The sequence below is a fragment of the Pseudomonas sp. F1_0610 genome (genome assembly GCF_047470865.1).
Taxonomy (GTDB): Bacteria; Pseudomonadota; Gammaproteobacteria; order Pseudomonadales; family Pseudomonadaceae; genus JAZDRH01.
The window spans coordinates 1-255 of the sequence record NZ_JAZDRH010000113.1; the positions used below are offsets into that span (position 1 = coordinate 1).

Below are 255 nucleotides of genomic sequence, written 5' to 3' on the forward strand. Positions count from 1 at the left end.
CGCAGGGATGGCTTTAGAGCTTTCCCTCAAGAGCTTCCAATCGAATCTCAGCTTTAAGACGCTCTTCGGCATACATTTTTTTGAGCCGACGGTTCTCTTCTTCAAGCTCTTTCATGCGCTTCATGAGTGAAGTGTCCATGCCACCATATTTTGAGCGCCACTTGTAGAACGAAGCTGAGCTAATACCATGCTCACGGCATAGCTCAGGGACTGGAACTCCAGCCTCATTTTGTTTGAGAATTGCCATAATCTGGC

General features: G+C 47.5%; 1 pseudogene. It reads right to left on the bottom strand.

Annotated elements, in window-relative coordinates:
- Positions 1–16: 16 nt before the first annotated feature.
- A pseudogene (locus VQ643_RS16455) lies at positions 17–255 on the bottom strand (transposase); the annotation flags it as partial.